This window comes from Amycolatopsis vancoresmycina (assembly GCF_000716785.1).
GTDB lineage: Bacteria > Actinomycetota > Actinomycetes > Mycobacteriales > Pseudonocardiaceae > Amycolatopsis > Amycolatopsis vancoresmycina.
In genome coordinates this window covers 1-16610 of the sequence record NZ_JNYY01000035.1, presented here as the reverse complement: position 1 = coordinate 16610, position 16610 = coordinate 1, and the positions used below count along the sequence as shown (strand labels likewise).

Annotated in this window: 13 protein-coding genes and 1 pseudogene; 5 read left to right on the top strand and 9 right to left on the bottom strand. The window is 72.6% G+C overall.

The features are described 5' to 3' along the window. Nucleotides 1–2 precede the first annotated feature (2 nt). Nucleotides 3–2375 (top strand): helix-turn-helix transcriptional regulator, encoded by a 2373-nt coding sequence (locus OO60_RS42945; RefSeq protein WP_033263553.1) that lies wholly within the window; start codon nucleotides 3–5, stop codon nucleotides 2373–2375. On the opposite strand, the gene OO60_RS45280 is transcribed toward OO60_RS42945, so the two are convergent. From OO60_RS45280 to OO60_RS42915, 5 genes are all read right to left on the bottom strand, one after another. Further along, on the bottom strand, nucleotides 2372–4573 hold the full coding sequence (locus OO60_RS45280; RefSeq protein ID WP_003083133.1) for a hypothetical protein: 2202 nt from the start codon (nucleotides 4571–4573) through the stop codon (nucleotides 2372–2374). The two genes, OO60_RS42945 and OO60_RS45280, sit on opposite strands and share 4 nt — an antisense overlap. Nucleotides 4574–4660: 87 nt before the next feature. Next, nucleotides 4661–7294, bottom strand: coding sequence for a fibronectin type III domain-containing protein (locus tag OO60_RS42930; protein ID WP_003083132.1), 2634 nt, complete (start codon nucleotides 7292–7294; stop codon nucleotides 4661–4663). 93 nt (nucleotides 7295–7387) lie between these two features. Then, the gene (locus OO60_RS42925; RefSeq protein ID WP_033263552.1) at nucleotides 7388–8131 is read right to left on the bottom strand and encodes an FAD-binding oxidoreductase; all 744 of its coding nucleotides are present in this window, start codon (nucleotides 8129–8131) and stop codon (nucleotides 7388–7390) included. Next, nucleotides 8101–8700: a sulfite oxidase-like oxidoreductase gene (locus OO60_RS42920; RefSeq protein ID WP_003083129.1), complete on the bottom strand. Its 600-nt coding sequence runs from the start codon at nucleotides 8698–8700 to the stop codon at nucleotides 8101–8103. Before OO60_RS42920 ends, OO60_RS42925 begins: the two co-directional genes overlap by 31 nt. 29 nt (nucleotides 8701–8729) lie before the next feature. Continuing rightward, complete coding sequence (locus tag OO60_RS42915; protein WP_003083127.1) at nucleotides 8730–9338, bottom strand: pentapeptide repeat-containing protein; 609 nt, start codon at nucleotides 9336–9338, stop codon at nucleotides 8730–8732. 42 nt (nucleotides 9339–9380) lie between these two features. Between OO60_RS42915 and OO60_RS42910 the strand changes: the two genes are divergently transcribed. Then, nucleotides 9381–10307 (top strand): ornithine cyclodeaminase family protein, encoded by a 927-nt coding sequence (locus OO60_RS42910; protein ID WP_003083124.1) that lies wholly within the window; start codon nucleotides 9381–9383, stop codon nucleotides 10305–10307. Nucleotides 10308–10424: 117 nt separating this feature from the next. Further along, a complete protein-coding gene (locus OO60_RS48310) occupies nucleotides 10425–11357 on the top strand; it encodes a cold-shock protein (protein ID WP_003083122.1) in 933 nt (310 codons plus the stop codon). A 48-nt stretch (nucleotides 11358–11405) separates the two neighbouring features. Here the strand turns inward: OO60_RS48310 and OO60_RS47610 are convergent. Next, nucleotides 11406–11672 (bottom strand): annotated as a pseudogene (locus tag OO60_RS47610) (hypothetical protein); the annotation flags it as partial. A 356-nt stretch (nucleotides 11673–12028) separates the two neighbouring features. Between OO60_RS47610 and OO60_RS42895 the strand changes: the two are divergent. Both OO60_RS42895 and OO60_RS42890 read left to right on the top strand, forming a co-directional pair. Further along, nucleotides 12029–12283: a hypothetical protein gene (locus tag OO60_RS42895; protein WP_003083120.1), complete on the top strand. Its 255-nt coding sequence runs from the start codon at nucleotides 12029–12031 to the stop codon at nucleotides 12281–12283. Between the two features lie 76 nt (nucleotides 12284–12359). Further along, nucleotides 12360–13172, top strand: coding sequence for an LmeA family phospholipid-binding protein (locus tag OO60_RS42890; RefSeq protein WP_003083118.1), 813 nt, complete (start codon nucleotides 12360–12362; stop codon nucleotides 13170–13172). Nucleotides 13173–13225: 53 nt separating this feature from the next. Here OO60_RS42890 and OO60_RS42885 read toward each other — a convergent pair whose 3' ends face one another. Genes OO60_RS42885 through OO60_RS42875 form a run of 3 tightly spaced genes read right to left on the bottom strand, consistent with a single transcriptional unit; the run spans nucleotide 13226 to nucleotide 16514 of the window. Next, nucleotides 13226–13792, bottom strand: a complete 567-nt coding sequence (locus OO60_RS42885) for a hypothetical protein (protein WP_003083117.1) — start codon at nucleotides 13790–13792, stop codon at nucleotides 13226–13228. Next, on the bottom strand, nucleotides 13789–15390 hold the full coding sequence (locus OO60_RS42880; RefSeq protein WP_003083116.1) for an extracellular solute-binding protein: 1602 nt from the start codon (nucleotides 15388–15390) through the stop codon (nucleotides 13789–13791). Before OO60_RS42880 ends, OO60_RS42885 begins: the two co-directional genes overlap by 4 nt. Continuing rightward, nucleotides 15387–16514, bottom strand: coding sequence for a toxic anion resistance protein (locus tag OO60_RS42875; protein ID WP_003083114.1), 1128 nt, complete (start codon nucleotides 16512–16514; stop codon nucleotides 15387–15389). The genes OO60_RS42880 and OO60_RS42875 overlap by 4 nt, the downstream gene beginning before the upstream one ends. Nucleotides 16515–16610: the final 96 nt, after the last annotated feature.

Below are 16610 nucleotides of genomic sequence, written 5' to 3'. Positions count from 1 at the left end.
TGTTGAACACACTGCTCACGCAGGTCACCCCGCTGCGCACCGTCCCCGTGCACCCGGCGGCCCGGCAGCTGCTCGACCGCGTCGCCGCCGAGCCGGCCGCCCCGCTGCGGCTGGCCGTCGTCGCCCCCGGCGGGTACGGCAAGAGCGTGCTGCTCGCCGCGCTCGACCGCCGCTACCGCGAGGCGGGGGTCGACGCCGTGCTGGTCGACGACGCCGACCGGCTCGGCCCCGACCAGCTCGAGGAACTGCTCGCCGGCGCGGACGGGCCGATCGTCGTCGCGCACCGGCCGGCCGCGGTGGCACCCGGCTGGACGCTGCTGCAGCTCGGCCCGCTCGGCGTCGAAGACGTGGCGCGCCTGATCTCCGCGGTGACGGGTTCGCCCGCCGACCCGGCGGCCGCGGCCGAGCTGCACGCGCGCAGCGGCGGCGTCCCGCGGCTGGCCGAACGCGCCCTGCTCGGGCGGCTGGAGGAGTTCCGGCCCGAGCTCGACGAACTCGACGACGACGTCCTCCGCTACCTGATCGCGGCCGAGGCGGGCGCCGGGCGCAACCTCGATCTGCTGTGCGCGCTGCTGGACCGCGGCCCCGACCAGCTGCCGGCCATCGTCGAGGGCGCCCGCGCGACCGGCCTGCTCGCCCCCGACGACACGCTGCTGCCGCTGGCCGCGGCCGCCGTCCGCGACTTCGGGCCGCCCGCCCGCCGGCTGACCACCGTGCAGCGGCTCGTCGAGCTGCAGCTGGCGAACGGCCTCCCGGTGCTCGACCTGGCCCGGTCCCTGCTCGGCACGGGCAGTTCCGGCACGTCGGCGGCGGCCGCCTTCGCCGCGGCAGCCGGGGAAGCCCTGCCGTCCGACGCGCGGCTGGCGACGCGGTTGTTCGAAGCCGCCGCCGAAGCGGGCGACCGCTCCGCCGCCGTGACGGCGGGCTGGGCACGCGCGGCCGCGTTGTCCGGCGACCTCGACACCGCGCTCCGGCTGAGCGACGGGATGCTCGGCGCGCCCGACGCGGAAACCCGGGCGGCCGGCGCGGAAATCGCCGCGACCGTGCTGGCGCACCGGGGCGAACTGGCCCGCAGCGCGGAGCTCTACCAGTGGGCAGGCCGCGCCGACGCGTTCTCGGCGACGGCGCTGGTCGGCACGGGCGACCTCGAAGGCGCCCGGCAGCTCCTCGACTCCCCTACACCCGGTGCCGCGCCGACGCTGTTCGCCGGCGCGGCGACCCGGATGGCCCGCGGCATCGTGGATTCGGTGTCCGGCTGCGCGACGGAGACGTTGTCCACGCTGCTGGGCGCGGCCGCGATGCTGGAGCCCGCGCTGGGCGGCACGCTGCTGCCGGACAGCCCGGCGGCGCTGGCCGCGCTCGTCGCCCTGCACACCGGGGAGCTCGCGCTGGCGGAGTCCGTGCTGACCCGGGCCCTCGACGGCGGGATCGGCGGCGATCTGCTGGCCGGGCGGCACCGGCTGCTGCTGGGCTGGGTCGCGATGACGGCCGGCGACCTGGCGACGGCCGCGGAACACCGCGACGCCGTCGCCGGACGGACCCTGGAAGCCCGCGACGAGCTGTTCTTCGCGACGCTGGAGCTCGGCCTGGCCCGGCGGGCCAGCGACCTCGTCGGGCTGCAGCGGTCGTGGAACCGCGCGTACCAGGCGTCGATGCGGCAGCAGACGGACCTGTTTTCCCTGCTGCCGCTGGGCGAACTGGCCATCGCGGCGGCCCGCACCGGCGCGTTCGCGAAGCTTTCCGGCCAGTTCGAACGCGCCCACGGCCTGCTGGCCCGGCTCGGCGAACCTCCACTGTGGACGGTCTCGCTGGTCTGGCACGAGCTGCACGCGGCGATCACCCTGGAAGACGCGGACGCGGTCAAGGCGCACCTGGCGACGCTGACCACGCACGCCCACTGCGGCCGCCACCCCCGCGCACTGGCCACGGCAGCCCAGGGCTGGCTCGCGGTGCTCGGCGGCACGTTCGACCCGGACGCGATCGCCGCGGCCGCGGCCGAACTGCACGACCTGGGCCTGCGCTGGGACGCGGCCCGCCTGGCCGGCCAGGCGGCGATCCGCACGTCCGACCGCAAGGCCATGGTCCAGCTCCTGGAGGCCGCCCGCCAGTTCCAGGGCACGGCGGCCCGCCGCGACCCGGGCACGGCCGAACCGGCGGCGGGCGCCGGTCTCGCGGCCCTGAGCGAACGGGAACTGGAAGTGGCCCGGCTGGTCGTCGACGGGCTGACGTACAAGCAGGCGGGCAGCAAGCTGTTCATCTCCGGCAAGACGGTCGAGCACCACATGGCCCGCATCCGCGGGAAACTGGGCGCGGCCGACCGGCGGGAACTGCTGGCGACGCTGCGGGAACTCCTGTCCCGCCCGGACGCGCCCTAGTCGCGCTTGAGGGCGTTGGTCAGCCCGGCGACGACCGCGGTGGTCAGCACCCAGCCGGCCCCGGTCAGCACCCAGGACCAGACCTGCGCCGTCTCCTGCGGGAACCAGTTCTTCTTCTGGCCGAGGTCGACGATCGGCAGCATCACGTCGAGGGTGTACGCCGCCGGCTGGAACTCCGGGACGGTGGCCGACGCGGCCTTCATCTGAGTGGGGTAGGCGCCGGCGAAGACGGCGGTGCCGACGGCCACCAGCCCGGCCAGCCACAACCCGGCCAGCCAGGTGCGGTAGCCGTAGCCGACCGTCAGGTACAGCAGCCAGTTCCACGCCTTGCCCAGCAGGTTGAGCGCCCGGCGGCGGCGCCACTGCTTGGCGATCCCGACCCGGCGGGCGGCCTGGGAGTGGCCGTCCCGGCGGTAGGCCGCGGCGAGCTGGTCGTACAGCCCCGGCGCGTACCCGCCCTGGTGGCGCGCCAGCCACTTCAGCCGGGCGCGCACGCTGACCGTGTCGTTCTCCAGCACGTCGTAGCTGAACCCGCGCAACCGCATGGCGGACGGCCAGCCGTCCAGGGCGTCGTGGAAGCTCGTCACCCGGGTGTTCGTCAGGTCGACGATGCCGGCCGGACGTTCCCGCGGCGTCAGGAACAGCGCGCCCGCGCGGGCGGTTTCCAGGCAGAGGGCCAGCCCGCCGGGGTTGGCCAGTGCGGCACCGGTGAAGTCGAGGCTGCCGCCGATCTGCGCGCCGAGCAGGTTCACCTCGCCGACAGCGGAAAAGCCGTTGCGGCAGAACATCACCCGGTCGACCGTCAGGCTCTCGGCGTTGAGCGCGGGCCCGTCGTGGTTGGTCAGGGTGGCGCGGTCGAAGTCGAGGTTGCCGCCGATGTGGGCGCTGAGCAGGTTCACCTCCCCCTCGGCGGTGAACCCGAGCCGGCAGAACATGGCGTGGTCGACCGTCAGGCTGTCGCCGTTGAGCGCGTACCCGCGGGGGTTGGTCAGAGTCGCGCCCTCGAAGTCGAGGCTGGCGCCGACGTGCGCGCCGAGCAGGTTCACCTCCCCCTCGGCGGTGAAGTCGTTGCGGCAGAACATGGCCCGGCCGACGGTGAGGCTGTCGGCATAGAGCGCGTATCCGCCGGGGTTGTCCAGGGTGGCGCCCTCGAAATCGAGGCTGCCGGCGACCGTCGCCCCGAGCAGGTTCACCTCGCCCCGGGCGGTGAAACCGTTGCGGCAGTAGACGCTCTGGTCGGCGGTCAGGCTGTCGGCGTTGAGCGCGAACCGGCCGCCGGAGGTCAGGACCGCGCCGTCGAGTTCGAGGTTGCCGCCGACGTGGGCGCCGAGCAGGCGCACCTCGCCGTCTGCGGTGAAACCGTTGCGGCAGAACATCGCCCGGCCGACGGTGAGGCTGTCGGCGTTGAGCGCGGGCCCGGCCGGATTGCCGAGCGTGGCCCCGTCGAACTCCAGGCTGCCGCCGACCTGCGCGCCGAGCAGGTTGATCTCGCCGTCGGCGGTGAAGCCGTTGCGGCAGTACATGCTCTCGTCGACCGTGAGGCTGTCCGCGTTGAGCGCGGGCCCGGCCGGATTGCCGAGCGTGGCCCCGTCGAATTCCAGGTTGCCACCGACGCGGGCGCCCAGCAGGCGCACCTCGCCTTCGGCCGTGAAACCGTTGCGGCAGTACATGCTCTGGTCGACCCGGAGGCTGTCGGCGTAGAGCGCGGGCCCGGCCGGGTTGGTCAGCCTGGCCCCGTCGAAGTCGAGGTGCCCGTCGACGCGGGCGCCGGACAGGCTGATCCCGCCGTCCGCGACAACCAGCCGTTCCAGTACAAGCGCGCCGCGGACGTGCAGCTCGTCGGCGGCGATCCCGGGAACGTGGCAGTCCGGCAGGCGGACCGTCACCGCCTGCGCCTGCTGCAGCGTGATGGGCTCCTCGAAGGAACACCCCTCCAGCACCAGCGGACACCGGAGGACGGCCGCCTCGAGGTCGAGCCGGCCCGTCACCCGCGCCCCGCCGAGCCGCACGGCCCGCGGCGGGATCTGCGTCCCGGTCACCAGCCGGGCGATCAGCTCGGCGCGCACGGTCCGGGACGCCGGCCAGCGGGCACCCCGGGCCGGATCGTCGGCCGCTTGCTCGCCGGTGCGCAGGTCCACGTACGCACCGCGCACCGCGGCCTCGGTCAGGCGCTGTTCAAGACCCTTGTCCTCCGCCAAACCCCCACCTCCGGCCGGCCCGGCCCGGCGACTGCCGCGCGCCGGGCCACCCGGAAGTGAGTCGATCGACCGATACCGCTCGTTACGCTACGGCGTCGTGGTGGCGGTGAAAGTGGCCGCCGGACCCGTGCCGGTCGCCGTGACGGCCGCGACCGTGAACGTGTACGCCGTCGCCGGGCGCAGGCCGTCGACCACGCGCGTCATGCCCTTGACCGTCGGCTGGGTCACCAGCGCGTCGCGGCCTTCCACCACGATCGTGCGGCCGTCGGACACCGTGATCAGGTAGCCGAGCACCGGGGTGGCGCCCGCCGCGGCCGGCGGGTTCCAGCGGATTGAGGCCGCCGTGGCGCTCGGCAGGGCCCGCGCGCTCGTCGGAACGTCCGGCAGCGCACCGGTGTTCGGGCCGGGCGTCACCGGCGCGGCCGGCAGCGACGGCTCGCTCGTGCCGAACGCGTTGCGCGCCGCGACCGTCACCGTGTACGCCGTCCCGTCCGTCAGGCCGGGCACTTCGGCGTACGCGCGCTTCGCGAAGTCGGCCGCGGACACCGTCGCCCGGTACGTGCGCCCGCCGCCCGACGCCGTGACGACGTAGTCCGTGACCGGCGCGTTGTTGAAGGCGAACGTCGGGTTCCAGGTCGCGTACAGCTTGCCCGGGACGGCGAACGTGCCGACCCGCGACGGCGCCTCCGCCGGGGCCCAGCCGCCGACCGGCCGGGTGAGCAGCCTGCGGTAGGCCGGTTCGAGGCCCGCGTTGGCGACGATCGCGGGCGGCGCGTCGGCCGGGCGGGCCAGGATCACGTTCCCGCGGGTGATCGCGCCCTTGTCGGTCTTGTCGCGGTCGCCCTGCTCCCAGTAGTTGCCCTCGATCAGGGTCGGGTCGTTGTTGCCGAGGTCGTCGCGGTAGTCGACGTGCACCGTGCCGACGTTGAAGTACGCCGTGCCGTACAGGACGTTGCCGCGGATCGTCTCGTAGGTGTTGCCGTTGTCGGTGTAGACGCCCTTGCCGAGCCCCCACTGGCCGTGGATCACGTTGCCGGTGACCTTTTCGCCGTCGTCCAGGGAGGTGCCGGTGATGCCCTGGGTGTAGACACCGCCCCCGTCGTCGAGCATCAGCATGTAGTCGAAGATCAGGTTGTCCGAAACGACGTTGTCGTGCGACAGGTTCGGCGTCGCCGGGCGCTTGATCTTGTCCGGCCAGCCGCCCCAGCCGACCGAGACCGCCGAGTAGCCGACGTGGTCGATCTGGTTGTGGGAGATGGTGTTCCGCACGGAGTAGCCGTTGACGACCGGCACGCCGCCGTGGAATTCGCGCGGCAGGCCGTAGAGGTGGTTGTCGGTGACCCGGACGTCCCGCACGACGTCGGCGTCGGTGTCGGTGACGGGTTTGCCGACGCCGCCGATCTGCACGCCGTTGCCGGAGATGTCGGTGAAGACGTCGCCGCGCACCTGCGATTCCTTGGTGCCGTCGATGAGATCGAGGCCGGCGCCGCCGAGGTGGGCGAACACGCTGTCGGCGAATTCGATGCGCTGCCCGTGGGAGACGGCGACGTTGGCGGGTTCCCGCGTCCACGAGGCGTACGGGCAGGTGCCGCCGGGGACGAACTGGCACAGGCCCTGGACGGCCCAGCCGTCGGCGCCGGTGATCGTGTAGCCCGCCTGGATTTCCGAGAAGCCTTCGGGTGACGACGGCGTCAGCCAGGTGGCGTAGGAGTAGCGCAGCCCGCGGAAGGCCACGTCGTGGATCGGCGCGGCGGCCGTGCCCTTCGCGTCGAGGAGCTTCTCCAGCACCGGCACCTCGACGTCCGCCCGGCGCAGGTCCTGGCCGGGTTTCGGCAGGTAGTAGACGACGTGCGCGGACCGGTCGAGGTACCACTCGCCGGGGGTGTCGAGCAGTTCGAAGGCGTTCTCGGCGTAGGTCGGGTGCCGCCCGTTGGTGAGGTCGGCCGGGCCGACCATGTTGACGCTGCGGCCGGGGATGTCCGGGAACAGCACGCGTTTCGTCGAGTTGTCCCAGCACGGCTGGGCCATCGTGATCGTCGTGCCCTCGGCCGCGGCGAGCGGGCAGCGCGGCTCGGTCCACTGGCCGAGGCCGTCGCGCTGGATGTTCCACAGCGCTTCGCCCGCGGTGTAGACGAACTCGACGTCCTTCGGGTTGCGCCAGTGGGCCAGGGTGTCCGCGCTCGCGGTGTAGCCGGTGGCGGTGGCCTTGACGGTCACCGGCAGCGGGCCGCGGGCGCGCTGCTCCCGGACGCCGTCGACGTACAGCTGCCGGGTGTTGTCCAGCCCGGCGGGCGCGGGCGCGGCGAACAGGCCCGGCCGGCCCGGGACCGGCCGCCAGCCGGTGACCCGCACGCCGCCGTTCAGCTCGGTGTCGCCGCTGCCCTGCCAGCTGACGCGGTGGCCGTTGCCGCCGGAATCCCGCGCGTCCAGCCGCAGCGGCGCGGCCAGCCGGAACACGCCGGGCGCGAGGTGCACGGTGAGGTCCCGCGTCAGGTGCGGCGCCCGTTGCCGCACGAGGTCACGGGCGTGGTCGAGGGTCCGGACCGGGTGTCCCGCGGTGCCGGACGCGTGGTCGGACCCATCGGGCGAGACGTAGACGTCCCGGCTCGCGGCGTCCGGATCGGCCGCGGCCACCGGACCGGTCGTGGCGAGCAGTGCGCCCGCCCCCAGGAGAGCGGCCACCGCGGTGCGGCGCCGCGTCGAGCCCCACTTGGTCAGCATGGACGAAACATAGGATCTCTCGACACATATGTCGACAATTTCCCGCTCATCGGAGCACGAGGTCACCTATTCATCGGATGCCTGCGCGGCCGTTCAGTCCCGGCTGGGCCCGAAGCGCTCGGTCCGGATCCGGTGCGGGTCGTGCCCGAGGGCGACCAGGATGTCCGCGACGGTCTCCACGAAGCCCGTCGGGCCGCAGACGAAGCACGACGCACCGAACTCCGCGGGCCAGCCGGCGGTGTTGAGCGTGGCGACGTCGATGCGCTTGGGCAGCCCGGGACGCCCTTCGGGCAGCTCGCGCGTGTAGACGTAGGTGACGTCCACGCCGGCGACGGGTGTGCGCAGCTCGTCGGCGTAGTACAGCTCGGCCGGGGTGCGCAGCGAGTAGATCAGCTTGAACGGCGTCCGCACGCCCGCGGCGCGCCGGGCGCGGATCATCGCCATCAGCGGCACGATCCCGGAGCCACCCGCGACCAGCAGCACCGGCGCCGGATCCGCGGGCCGCCAGGCGAACCAGCCGCCGATCGGGCCGCGGATCTCGACGGGGTCACCGATCGCGTAGGGCCCGGTGAGGTGCTCGGACACCTCACCGTCGGCGACGCGCTGCACGGTCAGCTCCACCCGGTCCCCGTCGGCGGGCGCGGCGAGCGAGTAGCTGCGCTGCGCCCGGTAGCCGTCCGCGGCGGTGAGCCGGACGTCGACGTGCTGCCCCGCGAGGTGCCCGGGCCAGCCGGGCAGGTCGAAGACGAGCGTGCGCGCCGTCGGCGTCTCGTCGCGGAAGCCGGCCAAGCGGGCGACCCGCCAGGCTAGTCGCCCTGATACCGCTGTTCGCGCCATGGATCCCCGTAGTCGTGGTAGCCGGCGTTTTCCCAGAAGCCCGGCTCGTCCCGGGTCTTCAGTTCCAGTCCGCGCACCCACTTCGCGGACTTCCAGAAGTACAGGTGCGGCACGAGCAGCCGCGCCGGCCCGCCGTGCTCGGGGGTCAGCGGCTTGCCGCCGTATTCGTAGGCGATCCACGCCTGGCCGTCGAGCAGGTCGGCCAGCGGCAGGTTCGTCGTGTAGCCGCCGTAGGAGTGCACCATGACGTAGTCGGCTTCGGTGTCGAGCCCGCCGACCAGCGTGTCGATCGAAACGCCGCGCCACCGGGTGTCCAGTTTGGACCACTGGGTGACGCAGTGGATGTCCACTGTGGGCTTTTCGCTGGGCAGGGCCATCAGTTCGGCCCAGTTCCAGGTGTGCTTCTCCCCCGCCTCGGTGGTGACGGTGAATTCCCACGTTTCGGTGCGCACGCGCGGGGTCGGGCCGGCGGACAGGACGGGGAAGTCCTCGGCCAGGTACTGCCCGGGCGGCAGCCGCGGGTTGCCGCTGCGAGCCCGGCCGTGGAAACCCGGTGTCACGACGCCCATGCGGACCTCCCTGCCTAGTCGCGCCGAGCCTACGCCCGCACCTGCAGCCCCAGCGACGTGACGAGCACCGCAGCCTGTTCGGGTGACACGATCGCCGCGGCCAGCTCGGCGTTCAGCGGATCGAGGGCCGAGAGGTCACTGCCCCGCAGGTCGGCCCGGGGGAGTTTGACGGCGTGCAGCGTCGCCCCGGACAGGTCGACGTCGGCGAACACGGCCCCGCCGCAGTCCGCCCCGGTGAGGTCGGCCTCCCGCATCCGCACGCCTTGGAAGGTGACGCCCCGCAGGTCGGCCCCGGCCAGCCCGGCGAAGGACCAGTCCCCACCGGTGACCCGCAACGGCCGCAGCTCGCATTCGGCGAAGGAGGAGCCGACGAGCTTGCACCCGCTGAAGCCGGCGTCGAAGAAGGTGCACCGCTTGAAGGTGCACCCGGTGAACGCCGAGTCGACGTGCCGCGAGGCGTTGAAGCGCACGTTCCCGAACACGCAGTCGGTGAAGACGGAGTTCCGGGTGACCGCCTCGGAGAAGTCGGTCTCGCGGAACTCGCACCGCACGTAGTGCCGCCCGGCGATCTCTTCCCCGTACCAGTCGTCGCGGACGAACCGCTGCTCCTCGACGGGATCTTGCGTGGCCTCCGGCATGCCGCCAGGCTAGCGGCAGGTTCGGTGAGGGAGGGGCCACGCATGCTCGACGCCGACGAAGTCCGCAGGGCGGTCCCGATGCCGGCGGCGGTGGAAGCGGTCCGCGAGGCATTCCTCGAGCTGGCGGCCGGCCGGTTCGAGGTACCGCAACGCTTGTCGTTCGCCGGCGCCACGACGCTCGTGATGACCGCCTGCCACACGCCCTCGTCGACGACCGTGGTGAAGACCCTCAACCTGGCCCCGGGCCGCACCCCGATGATCCTGGGCACGCTGGTGTGGAACACGGCCGAGGGCCAGGTGGTCGCGGACGCGGTCGAGGTCACCACCCTGCGCACGGGCGCGGCCTCGGGCGTCGCAACGGACCTCCTGGCCCCGCCCGACGCGAGCCGCCTGGCCCTCCTGGGCACGGGAGCCCAGGCGGCCGACCAGGTCCGCGCGGTGGCCGCGGTACGTGCGTTGCGGAACGTGTCGGTGTTCGGCCGCGACCGCTCGCGAGCGCAGGCGCTGGCGGATCGGTTGCGGGCCGAGTTCCCCTCGGTGGCGGTGCGGGTGGCCCCGCACGCCTCAGACGCGGTGGGTGACGCGGACGTCGTTTGTTGCGCTACTTCATCGAATACTCCGCTCTTCGGTGTCGAGGATTTGCCGGAACGGGTGCACGTGAACGCGATCGGGTCGTACCGGCCGTCCATGCGGGAACTGCCACCGGAGTTGCTGGCGACGGCGGGGTGCGTGGTGGTGGACCAGGTTGCCGCGGCGATGACGGAGGCGGGCGAGGTGATCCACGCGGCGGAGAGCGGCCTGGTGGACCGCGGGTCGCTGGTGGAGCTGGGGGATGCGCTGGGCGACCCGCCGGCGGTGGGCGGGCGGACGGTGTTCAAGTCGGTCGGGCTCGCTGTGCAGGACTGGGCGGTGGGTCGGCTGCTCGGGGAAGCGGTGGACAAGGCGCGCCTTCAGACCTGGTCTCACTAGGTGGCCGAACGGCCCACCCTGGCTCCGCACCGCCCGCCGGTGGACCCGGCCCGACGGAGCGGAGGCCGGTCAGAGAGACTGGAGGCCAGTGCCCGCCCTCTTGACCTGGAGCCTTCGATGCCGCAAGGGACCGTCCGCTGGTTCGACGCCGAACGGGGTTTCGGCTTCCTCGCGCCCGAGGACGGCTCGCCGGACGTGTTCGTGCACGCCTCCGAGATCGTCGGGGACGGCGGCACGAAAATGCTCCGCGAGGGTCAGGCCGTCGTGTTCGAGGTCGGCGAGAACGACCGCGGGCCCCAGGCGCTGCGCGTTCGCGTCACCGCCGATGCGGCCACCGGCAGCGCCGTGGGCCTGCTCGGCACCATCAACTGGTACGAGCCGGGCAAGGGGTACGGCTTCGCGTCGCCGGACGGCGGCGGCGCCGACATCTTCGTGCACAGCTCCGCCATCGTGACCGGCGGCGTGGTCACCGAGGGGCAGCGGGTGGCCTTCCTGATCGTCGAAGGCGAGCGCGGCCCGCAGGCCGGGCACGTGATCCCGCTGGGAGCAGGGGCCGGCGCACCCGCTGCGGCCGGTATCGCGGACGGTGCCGACGGCACGGTGGCCTGGTACGACGAGGACAAGGGCTTCGGCTTCATCAACCCCGACTCCGGCGCCGGGGACGTCTTCGTTCACGCCCGGGCCCTGGCCGAGGGGCTGACGTGGCTCGCGGAGGGCGACCGCGTCGCCTACGAGGTGGCCAGTGGAGACAAGGGCCCGCAGGCCCGCGACGTGCACCTGGTCCGGGGCGCCGAGCCCCAGACGGCGCCGCAGCGGCCGGCACCTGCCGCGGCACGGGACGTGCCCGCACGAGGCGGCGAGGGCGTCGTCGCGCGCTACGACGCCGACCGCGGCTTCGGCTTCATCACCCCGGACGCAGGCGGCGACGATCTCTTCGCCCACGCGTCCGTGATCATGGGGTCGGAGCCGCTGCAGAAGGGTGACCGGGTCCGGTACGCGGTGCGTCAGAGCGACCGTGGCCCACAGGCCGACCGCGTCGAACGCCTCTGAAGAGGCGGCCCCACCGAAGGCTGATCACGTCCCGGCGAGAGTGCTCGCTCATCCCTTGTGGTCACGGGGCCCCGTGCCGACCCGTTGGACCTGGTCGCAGAGCTCGATCTTGATGAGCCGGCGGACGTTGATCACGGTGCAGGCCAGCGTGAGCAGCGCCGGCGTGGTGCATTCGGTCCGGTCGTAGCGCAGCCCGAGGCGGTGAACCGCAGCAGCCAGGAGATGGTGCTTTCGACGACCCAGCGGACCCGGCCGAGGCGGGACTTGCCCTCAACCCCCGCGCCGGGCGATACGGACGTCGGCCGCACGTGAGGCGCTCGTGGCCACGCGCACGGCGCCTGTGGGGCGGTTCCAGGGGCTCGTTCTCCGGCAGACCGGATGCGATCCGGCCGGTTGGCGGCCAGTGGGAGGGGTAGCCAGGGGGTGCGAGTGCGCCCGCCGCTGATCGGAATCCGCGCCGTCGCCTGGCGCCCGCCTCCCTTATCGGGGAGCCGGCCAGGGCCCACGCACACCTCGCCCGGCTGCTCACCAACCGTCGCAGTGTGGCGGCGGAGAGCAACGGGAGCGGCCGAACGGCGCAATCTTGGGGCTGGAGCGTTTGATCTGTCACCCGATCCGGGAATTTTCGCGGCATGTCTCCTTGGCGAACCACCACCAGACGGAACACGGCCGTGCGGGTCATCACGGCGATCGGCGCGATCTTCGCGGGGATCGAAGTTCTCTACATGATCATGGTGCTCGCCGGTGCGAATGCCGGCAATGCCTTCTTCCAGTTCATCAAGTCACTGGCCGTTCCTCTCGCGTTGTTCTGGCCCGGCTTGTTCCCGGTGGACAGCCCCAGCCTGGCCGTCATCCTCGACTACGGCCTGGCCGCGGTGTTCTGGCTGGTCGTGACCGGCATCATCGCGCGCTTCGCCGGTCGGTGACCGGAGACGTTCCACTGGCCCCGCGGGGAACCACCCGCCGTCGCCGCCGCCGGTGTCCTTGGGCGACACTGGACGGATGAGCGACGGCAGGTGGTTCGACGGCTGGTCACCCTGGCCCGAGCTGGCCGGCCTGGCCGCGGCCGGGCGTTCCCTGCTCCCGAACGTCCCGGTCACGCCGGCCGCCCTCGTGCGCACCGTCACCGAGCAGCTCGTCGGCCGCCGGCTGACCGCGAAAGTCGGTGACCGCGAAGTCGGCCTCACCCTCGCCGAACTCGACTACCCCGCCGACAGCCTCCGGCTGGCCACCGGGCGCCTCGGCGACGTGCGCATCGTCGCCGAGGACGTCGATTGGCCCGAGGCCGAAGGTGGCCGCATTCCGCTGCGGCGGGTCACCGTGCTCGCCGAAGACGTGCGCCTCCGCTCACTCCCCGCGCCCGCCGCCAAGCCGGCGCGCGTGGACCTGCGGATCGCCGTCTCCGCGGACGTGCTCCGCGAAAGGGTGGCGCGGGTCCGGCCCGGGATCGTGGCCGCCCCGGCCGACAGCGGACTGCTCCAGATCCACTGGGCCAAGAAACCCCATTGGGGACACCTGACCCTGGAAGCCCAGGTACAGGAAGACGCCATCGTCCTCGTGCCCCGGACCCTCCACATCGGACAGCGGCAACTCCGCCCGCCGAAGCGCTTTCACCCCATCGTGCTTCCCCTGCCGGAACTCCCGCCCGGGCTGACCCTGACGAAAGTGGAGCCCCGGCACGACGAACTCGTGCTGCACGCCCTCGCGGAAGACTGGCCGGAACGGCTTTCCCGCATTCCCCTCTCCGATCTGCTGAGCTGGTTGACCACCGCAGCGGTGACCCTGACCTTGCCGAAACTCGGTTCGCGTCCATAACGGCAACGCTACTCGAACGCGCGTTCGAACATCATCACTCACAGGAGTGGAAGTCAAGCGTCCCGATCCCGCAGGTACCGCGTGTGATCGGCCTGCCGATCAACTTCGGAAGCGTAGAACCGCTCGGCCACCCGGTGCGCCTCTGCCTCGAGAAAATCCAGCTGTGTCACCAGTTCCGAGCCAGCGGAAGCGCGCCGAGCCGCGAACCACCACGGCAGGTTGAGGTAGGTTTCCAGCGACAGCGGCAAATCGGTCCCCGCCAGCCGCACGACGGCGTGCCGCAGATCAGGGTCACCCGCCAGCCGAGAAGGCCGAGAAAGCAGGTCGCGCAGCACTTCGGCGATCCGGTGTACGGTGTCCACAGAGGACGCGGGCATCCGGGACGCCTGCGCGGACACCGTCGCCTCGAGCGCGTCCAGCGACTGCCGCAGCTCAGCCGACGTGTCGGGAACCAGCCGCACCTTCTCCCCCGGCGCGAGCAGCGCCCCCGCGGCGTAGAGGGCCGCCACGACGAACGGCCAGAACCACCCGGCCACGCCGGTCAGGTACAGCCCGACGCCGATCAGCCCGCCGACGCAGCCGGCGAGGTTCTTGGTCGACCCCAGATAACGCAGCATCATTGGTACCCGCGAATCTCCTGGAACACGTGCGAAAGCTCGACGTTGCGCGCGTCGAACACCTTCCCGCCGGTCTTCGCCGCGACCTGCGTCAGCTCGTCGCTGCTGCCTTCGCCGAACAGGACCGTGAACACCGGAACCCGGTTCACCGCGGGCGGCAGCGACCCGAACGACGCCAGGAAGTCCGCCAGCGACGAGCCGTTCGCGTTCTCGCCGTCGGTCATCAGCACGATGGAGGTGAACCGGTCCGGGTCCGCGGCCACCTGCGGCTCGAGCACCTGGTACGCCCGGGAAAGGCTGTCGTAGATCGCCGTTCCGCCCCGCGCCGACAGCCCTTCGGCGAACGTCTTGATGCGCGCCAGCTCCGCCGCCGGGTTTTCCGGGGGTACGGTGAACGTCGTGGGCCGCGAAGGAACCGTGCTGAACGGCAGCATCGTCACCTCCTCCCGGCTCCGGAACCGCCGGAACCGGCCGGTCAGCGAGGTGTCCGCGCCGGTCAGCCCGACCAGCGCGGACCGCAGCGAGTCGATCCGCGAACCCGCCATCGACCCGGACGTGTCGAGCACGTAGAGCGTCCGCGAGGGCCGCCGGAGCTTGTCGAAGTAGGCCGACAGCAACGCGTCGACCGCCTGCTGGGTCGCCGGGAACGGCAGCTCGACGAGGTCCCGCTGCGCGAACTGCGGCCCCAGCGCGACCCCGGGCACGACCGGACGCCGCCCGGTCGTCTCCATGATCCGCTGCTGCACCGGCGGAGTCCGCAGGTGATCGCTGAGGCGCTGGTGCGCCGACCGCGCCTCGTCACCGGCGGAAGCCAGCAGGGTGAGCGGGTAGTCGGCGGTGACGACGCCGTCGCTCGGGTAGATCAGCGTGAGCGGCGCGGGCAGCTTCCCGGACGCGTTCGCCGACAGCAGCACGGATTCGTAGTTGATCAGCCCGTCGACCGGGTCCGGCCCGGTCGCGCGCCGGACGTACGCGTCCGACAGCCAGCCCGAAGAGCCCGCCGAAAGCGCCTGCGCGCTGAAGAACTGCGTCAGCTGCGGAGTCACCGAAGCGATCTGCTGCGCGTCGATCGCGTTGCCCGCGCCCGCCAGCGCCGACGCGACGCCGACCAGCGCCGAGAACCCGGAGTTCGACGCCGACGGGTCCGTCATCCCGTAGCTGAACGCCTTCTTCCCGGCCTGCGCGGCGATCTCGCCCCAGCTGACCGGCTTGCCGGCCCAGCCGAGCCGCTGCACCACCGGCTTGGCCAGCCCCAGTACCACCGGCGAGCTCATGATCTTGACCTGGTTCCCGAGCCGCTTCGCCGCCTCGGGAATGCCTGCGGGATAACGGTTCGACGAGAACCACACAGCGTCGTACTTGCCGTCGACGCTGCCGTTCGCCAGTGCTTCGGCGCCTTCCAGGGTGCCGGTGAAGGTGAACTTCACCTTCACCCCCGTCGCTTGCGCGGCTTCGTCGAGCACCGGCTGCATGTCCGCCAGCTCGCTGCCCGCGAGGATCCGCAGCGTGCCCGGCTCAGGCTCGCCGAGCGGCGCGGGCGACGGTTCGGAACACCCCGCCAGCAGCAACACGCCCAAAAGCAGCGCCAGGACCTTCCTCATGCTTCCCCCTCGTGCGAACGCCGCAGGTGGTCCTCGGCGCGGCGGATCTCCCCGGACAGCGACTCGACGGTCGCCGCCATCGTGCGAACGGCGTCGGCGCGGAACCCGTCGATCGCGTCGATCGAGGCGTAGATCCGGTCGAAGGACGCGCGGATCGTCTCGGTCGCGACGGCCGGGTCGCTGCTCGCCTTGCGGATCTCCGCGGACTGCAGGTCCAGCAGCTCGGTGTTGGCGCGGATCAGCCCGTCGGTGGTGGCCTGCAGGGCCGCGACCTCGTCGAGGACGTCCCGCTGGCTCGCCAGCGCCCCGCTGACCAGCAGCGCGACCCGCAGCGCGGACACCGTCGTCGACACCGCCCGCTCGACACCGCGGATCAGCTCGTCGTTGTTCTTGCGCACCAGGTCCAGCGCGAGGTAGCCCTGCGCGCTGACGGCCAGCTGGGTCAGCAGGTCCTGGTGCCGCTGCCGGATCGGGTACAGCACGTCCCCGCGCAACGCCTGCGCGCGCCCGGGATCCGTCAGGTCGAAGACGCCGGCCTGGGCTTCGATCGCGCCGTCGACGGCCTCGGCGAGGGCGGCCGCTTCGGCGAGCTTCCCCATGACCTGCCACAGCCGCTCGCGCTCGCGCTTGATCGAGGCGTTGTCGCGGCGCAGCACGTCCTGGCGGCCGCGCAGGTCGACGACCAGGGCGTTGACCGGCTCGTTCGCCGCCCGGTAGCGGTCCAGCGCCCGCTTCGCGCCGGCCGCGGCCGGGAACATCCCCAGCAGCTTCCGGCCGGTCAGCGGCAGCTTCGCCGGGTCCAGCTCGGCGACCGTCCGGCGCAGGCTCGCGAGGCTCGTCGTGACGCCGTCCTGCGGTGACGCCGCGCTGCGCAGCGACCGGTCGAGCATCGTCCCCGCGACGCCGGCCGCCGCGCGCATGTCGGCCTCGCCGACGGCCAGCAGCTCGTCGAGGAGGTCGGTGAACTCCGGCGAGCGGACGTCGAGGGCTTCGAGCCGGGCCGCGAAGTCCGCGGCGCGAACGGAGACTTCCGACCGCGTGTCCGCGCTGAGCGTGATCAGCCCGGCGGCGCGCTCGGCCGGGATCGCGGCGACCGGCTCGGGCGGGGTGAGCGCGAAGTCCATGTCAGATGTTCCCGTCTGTTTTGCAGGCTTCACGGGGCTGGGAAGATGGGATGGGCCGCTCGGTAAGCCGGTTGGACTGTGATGCGGTGAGAGCTC